The sequence below is a fragment of the Paraburkholderia silviterrae genome, from assembly GCF_004353915.1.
In the GTDB taxonomy this organism is placed as follows: domain Bacteria; phylum Pseudomonadota; class Gammaproteobacteria; order Burkholderiales; family Burkholderiaceae; genus Paraburkholderia; species Paraburkholderia silviterrae.
Genome location: NZ_SMRP01000054.1, coordinates 21,186 through 26,542, shown reverse-complemented (window position 1 = coordinate 26,542; position 5,357 = coordinate 21,186). Strand labels below are relative to the sequence as shown.

The following is a 5,357-nucleotide window of genomic DNA, read 5'->3' as shown; positions in this document are numbered from 1 at the left end:
CGCGATCTACGCGTACCTGCAGTCGGTGCCGCCGATCCGGCAGCCGAACCGCCCGCACGAATTGCGTTTTCCGTTCGACCAGCGCCAGCTGCTGCTCGGCTGGCGCACGCTGTTCTTCCGCGAAGGCGAATACCGGCCGGATCCGGCGCAGTCGGTGGAATGGAATCGTGGCGCGTATCTGGTCGAGGGGCTCGGCCACTGCACGATGTGCCACACCGCGATCAACGCGCTGGGCGGGAACACACGTTCGAAGGAGTACCAGGGTGGACTGATCCCGGTGCAAAACTGGTATGCACCGTCGCTGACGTCGAACCGGGAAGCCGGGCTTGGCGAATGGAGCATCGAAGACATCGTGGACCTGCTGCATTCGGGCGTGTCGAAGCGGGGCGCGGTATATGGGCCGATGTCCGAAGTCGTCTACGACAGTCTCCAGTACCTCACCGAAGATGACGTGCGCGCAGTCGCGGTCTATCTGAAAGCGTTGCCTGCACATTCCCGCGAGACGGATACGGCGCCGCCGAGCGTCGCGATGTCGGAAGAAAGGAACCGCCTCGCGCCGCTCGGCAAGAAGATCTACGACGCGCGATGTGCGCTGTGCCACGCGAGCGAGGGGCAGGGCAAGCTGCCGCATTTCCCGCCGCTCGCGAATAATCAGTCGATCCAGATGACCTCGTCGGTCAATCCGATCCGCATGGTGCTGAATGGCGGCTATGCGCCTGGCACTGCGAAGAATCCGATGCCCTACGGGATGCCGCCGTTCGCGCAGTTGCTGTCGGACGAGGAGGTGGCGGCCGTCGTCACGTATATCCGCACCGCATGGGGCAACCACGGTACGCCGGTGAGCATCCGCGAAGTCAACCAGTTGCGTGCAGCGCCCATCTTTTGAGGTAGCCGTGATCAATTCACCTGTTTCGACCGACAGCGGAGCAGAAGCGGAAGCCGAGCGCGTCGATGCGATCGTGAGCCGCGGCCCGTATGGCGCGCTTGCTGTCGCGGGCATTGCCACGGCCATCGTCATCGGTCTGTGGTTCGCGTTCTATTTCTTGGTTTTCCTGCCTCGCGGCGTCATTCAATAAGACGCAGCCATGTCTAACCCATCCGCATCCGGAAGCCACGCATCCGCCGAAGTCGCCGCCCGCGTCGAGCGGCGTTGGGCGATGCTCGCGGTCGCACTCGTCGCCGTGCTGGTCGCCATGGTGATCTATACCGGTCTGCATTGGGCGATGATGCCGCCGTCGCGCGTCGAGACCATCCGGCCCGAGTCGCTGCATGTGGCGGGAGAATTCGTCGAAAGCAATCTCGGCAGCGCGGTGGAGTCGGACGGATCGGTGACGGTGCGTGTCGTTGCGCAGCAGTATTCATTCACGCCGCAGTGCTTGCTGGTGCCGGCCGATACGCCAATCACGTTCCGCGCGACGAGCGCGGACGTCGTACATGGCTTTCTCGTCACGGACACGAACATCAACTCGATGGTCGAACCCGGCTATATCTCCACTTTTCGAACTACCTTCGAGCGGCCTGCCGATCATCTGATGCCATGCCACGAATACTGCGGCACCGGTCATCAGGGGATGTGGGCGCACGTGAAGGTCATCGACAAGGCCGCGTTCGCACGAATGGCTGCCCATTCGCGGAGGCTCAGCTGTGTTAAATAACCGGCGACTCGTACTCGCGCATTTCTGGCTGGCCTTCATCGTGTTTGGGCTCGCGCTGCTGCTCGGCGCATGGCAGATGCTCGTGCGCAGTCCGCTGCACGCGTGGCTGCACGACCCCGAGATCTACTACCGCTCGGTGACCGAGCACGGCACCGTGATGGGCTATGTGTTCCCGACGCTCGTCGCGATGGGCTTCGGCTATGCGGTCGCCGAGCTGTCGCTCAAGCGCGCGCTGGTGGGCGTGCGCTGGGCATGGGTGGGATTCGCGCTGGTGGCGCTCGGCGCGCTCACAGCGAGCGTGCCGGTGGCAATGGGGCGTGCATCGGTGCTGTACACGTTCTATCCGCCGATGATCGGCAATGCGTTCTACTACATCGGCGTGGTGCTCGTGGTGGTCGGCTCGTGGATCTGGGTCGCGCTGATGGGAATCAACCTCGCGGCGTGGAAGCGCGGCAACCGGGGCAAGCCGGTGCCGCTCGCCATGTTCGCCACCGTCGCTGGCGCTTATCTTTGGGGCTGGACGGCGGTCGGCGCGGCGCTCGAAATCCTGTTCCAGATCTTGCCGGTGGCGCTCGGCTTCAAGACCACGATCGACGCAGGTCTCGCGCGCGTGTTCTTCTCGTGGACGCTGCATGCGATCGTCTACTTCTGGCTGATGCCGGCCTACATTGCGTTCTACACGATCGTGCCGCGCGCGATCGGCGGGCGCCTCTATAGCGACACGATGGCGCGCATCTCGTTCATCTTGTTTCTCGTCGTGGCGATGCCGATCGGCATTCACCATCTGTTCGTCGATCCGCAGGTCGGCTCGGGCTTCAAGTTCCTGCAGTCGGTATTCACCGCGCTGGTGGCCGTGCCGACGCTTCTGACGGTGTTCACCATCTGCGCGTCGGTCGAGATTGCTGCGCGCCTCAGAGGAGGCAAGGGCACATTCGGCTGGCTCGCCGCGCTGCCGTGGGACAACCCGCAGATGCTCGCGCTCGCGTTCTCGTTCGTGATGCTCGGCTTCGGCGGCGCGGGCGGCCTCATCAACATGAGCTACCAGCTCGATGCGACGATCCACAACACGCAATGGATCACCGGGCATTTTCATCTGATCTTTGCGGGCGCGATCGTCATTATGTACTTCGCGATCGCCTACGATCTGTGGCCGCAGCTCACCGGGCGCGCGCTGGCGAACCGGCGGCTGATGCGCTGGCAGTTGAGCCTGTGGTTCATCGGCATGATCGTGACGACCTTTCCATGGCACTGGGTCGGCATTCTCGGTATGCCGCGCCGTATGGCGTACTTCGACTACACGGATCCGGCGACCGCGGCGCAGGCGCCGTGGGTCGCCATGTCCGCGATCGGCGGCTTCATTCTGGTCGTCTCAGCGATCCTGTTCTTCGTCGTGCTGATAGAAGGGCATCGCAGCCCGCTGGCCGTGCCCGAGGAGTACCGCTTCAGCACGGCGGTGCATGAAGCGTCTACGCTGCCGCTTGCGCTCAACGGCTTCGCGCTATGGCTCGCACTGATGGTCGGCCTCACGGTTTTCAACTATGGCTATCCGATTGCCCAGTTGATGGCCCGCTCCGACACGTCGGTGCCGGCGATATCGATTGGAGCGCAGCGATGAGCGAAGAACGCCTGTTCTCGCTGCGCAATCCCTGGTTCAGGGCGAGTGTCGGGGCCGCCGTCGGCCTCTTCGTGTTTTCGGTGGGGGTTGGCTTTGTGTGGCTGCCGTCGGTGCAGCGCGATCCGCAGTTCCGGGGTGTCTGGAACGCGATCTGCAGCGCGGCTGGTGTGCCGCGCAAGTGGCTGGCCGGCAAGCCGGTCGATCCGGCTTACAAGGTGAGCACCGTGCCGGTCACGCCGGAATTGCTAGCCGGCACGAGCCGTCTGTCGATCGGCCGCGGCGCGACGCTGGCGCTGCGTTGCACCATGTGCCATGGCGAGCGCGGCATGAGTCAGGCCAACTCGCCTAACCTGGCTGGGCAATACGCCATCGTGATCTACAAGCAATTGGTCGACTTCCAGAATGGCGCGCGGCAGAACGCGGTGATGTCGCCGATGGTGCGCACACTCAGCGACCAGGACATGCGCGATCTTGCCGCGTACTACGCGACCCTGCCGCGTCCGGCGCCCGCCGGCGCGGCTGCGCCATACATCGTCGTGCACGGTGCGCCGCTGCGCAACATCCCGGCCTGCGGCGCGTGTCATGGCGGTATCGACAGCAAGGCGGGCAGCCCCTGGCTCGACGGTTTGCCGGCACGCTATACCACGGCCCAGTTGCAGGCGTTCGCCGACGGCACGCGTCACAACGACATCTCCGAACAGATGCGCAATATCGCCCGTAACATGACGCCCAGCGAGGTCGCCGCTGCCGCTTCCTATTACGCAAACCCGACACGGTGATGTAACCGCGTGCGCTAGCCTCCGCTTTCGTCGACCTTTCGGCCTTGCCGAAGCTCCCGCGGAGTCCGCCCCGTCCCGTGACGAATCACGCGCACGAAGTGTGAGGCATCGGTGAATCCGGCGCGTCGGCCGATCTCGGCGGTTGTGACGTGATCGAACGCCCGCGACTGGAGCATGCGCACCGCCACTCGCGTCCTGGCCGTCAACAATTGTTGACCGAACGTTTCGCCGCCGCTTGCCAGAACCCGGTGCAAAGTGCGAGGCGACACATTCAACGCGCCTGCAATGTCGCCTGCACTCAACTGTGGCTCGGTGCAGCGCTGCACAAGGTACTCGTGAATCCGTTCAAGCAGGCATCGCTGCGTCGGCGACGCATTGAGCGGATTGCCCGACAGCTCGTTGGCCGTAAGCGCAAGCAACGCACCGATCTGATCGGCGAGCACGGACTCAGCCAGCGGCGCGTGAATGATGAACTCCGGCGAGAGCTGGCTTGCGTAGCCTGACAGCACTCGCCCCCATCCGGAATCTGCTGGAATTCTCCGCCCCGTCAGTCCCTCCAGATTCGGGCCCCACGTGGCCAGCCATTCTGGCGGGAGCGTCAAATTCAGGAAGTCGTACGTGTCTGGGCAATGGAGTTCGAACTCAAGCTGCGAATCAAAAAGCGCCAACTCGCCAGGCAGAAGCCGCGCCTGACCGCGGTGCGTCATCGTCCAGGCGTGGTTACGGCACATCACGAGGTGAAATGAGCGACCTCGGCTCTGTGCAATCTCACGTTGCGTGGTCAGGACATCGTGTGCTGATCCACATTGGGCGGTTACCGTAATCGGGCCGAGGGGGGCACTAAAAAGGTTCGACTCGAACTGGCGTGGCGACGGGCAATGGATCGCCATCGGCACGAGAGCGGAGGCCAGAACGTCGGCCCAGTAGTCGAGCCGCTGCGCGGGCGGCACGTCTTGCGTCGACCGTCGCGCAATGGAAGGTGACGCAACAATGCGCATATCCTGCCCCTCCTTACGCTAAGTAAAGATCAGGAGGCCGAGATTGCCAAGTCAATTACTGTGCCTGGGAGTATTGGGATCCGAACACGAGGGACGAACATGAAGCCGCGTGCGCTAGCCTCCGTCTTCGTCGGCCTTTCGGCCTTGCCGAAGCTGCCGGGGAGTCCGCCCCGTTCTTTGTCGAATCACGCGCACGAAGTGAGAGGCATCGGCGAATCCGGCGCGTCGGCCAATCTCGGCGGTCGTGACGTGATCGAAAGCCCTTGACTGGAGCATGCCCACCGCCACTCGCGTCCTGGCCGTCAATAAC

At 63.7% G+C, this 5,357-nt stretch carries 7 protein-coding genes; 5 read left to right on the top strand and 2 right to left on the bottom strand.

Features of this window, described 5'->3' with window-relative positions; genetic code table 11:
- The 5 genes from EYW47_RS39465 to EYW47_RS39445 all read left to right on the top strand — a co-directional run.
- Positions 1–886: c-type cytochrome (locus EYW47_RS39465; protein ID WP_240764121.1), on the top strand; the 886-nt coding region annotated here is incomplete at its 5' end.
- Positions 887–893: 7 nt separating this feature from the next.
- Positions 894–1,076, top strand: coding sequence for a hypothetical protein (locus EYW47_RS39460; RefSeq protein WP_133200218.1), 183 nt, complete (start codon positions 894–896; stop codon positions 1,074–1,076).
- Between the two features lie 9 nt (positions 1,077–1,085).
- The gene (locus EYW47_RS39455; RefSeq protein ID WP_133200214.1) at positions 1,086–1,655 is read left to right on the top strand and encodes a cupredoxin domain-containing protein; all 570 of its coding nucleotides are present in this window, start codon (positions 1,086–1,088) and stop codon (positions 1,653–1,655) included.
- A complete protein-coding gene (locus EYW47_RS39450; RefSeq protein ID WP_133200213.1) occupies positions 1,645–3,270 on the top strand; it encodes a b(o/a)3-type cytochrome-c oxidase subunit 1 in 1,626 nt (541 codons plus the stop codon). The genes EYW47_RS39455 and EYW47_RS39450 overlap by 11 nt, the downstream gene beginning before the upstream one ends.
- Complete coding sequence (locus EYW47_RS39445) at positions 3,267–4,049, top strand: c-type cytochrome (protein ID WP_133200212.1); 783 nt, start codon at positions 3,267–3,269, stop codon at positions 4,047–4,049. Before EYW47_RS39450 ends, EYW47_RS39445 begins: the two co-directional genes overlap by 4 nt.
- 14 nt (positions 4,050–4,063) lie before the next feature.
- Here EYW47_RS39445 and EYW47_RS39440 read toward each other — a convergent pair whose 3' ends face one another.
- Together EYW47_RS39440 and EYW47_RS42765 are read right to left on the bottom strand one after the other, a co-directional pair.
- Positions 4,064–5,047: a helix-turn-helix domain-containing protein gene (locus tag EYW47_RS39440; protein ID WP_133200211.1), complete on the bottom strand. Its 984-nt coding sequence runs from the start codon at positions 5,045–5,047 to the stop codon at positions 4,064–4,066.
- A gap of 114 nt (positions 5,048–5,161) precedes the next feature.
- Entirely contained in the window at positions 5,162–5,323 is a 162-nt protein-coding gene (locus tag EYW47_RS42765; RefSeq protein WP_133200210.1) for an AraC family transcriptional regulator, read from the bottom strand.
- Between the last annotated feature and the right edge of the window lie 34 nt (positions 5,324–5,357).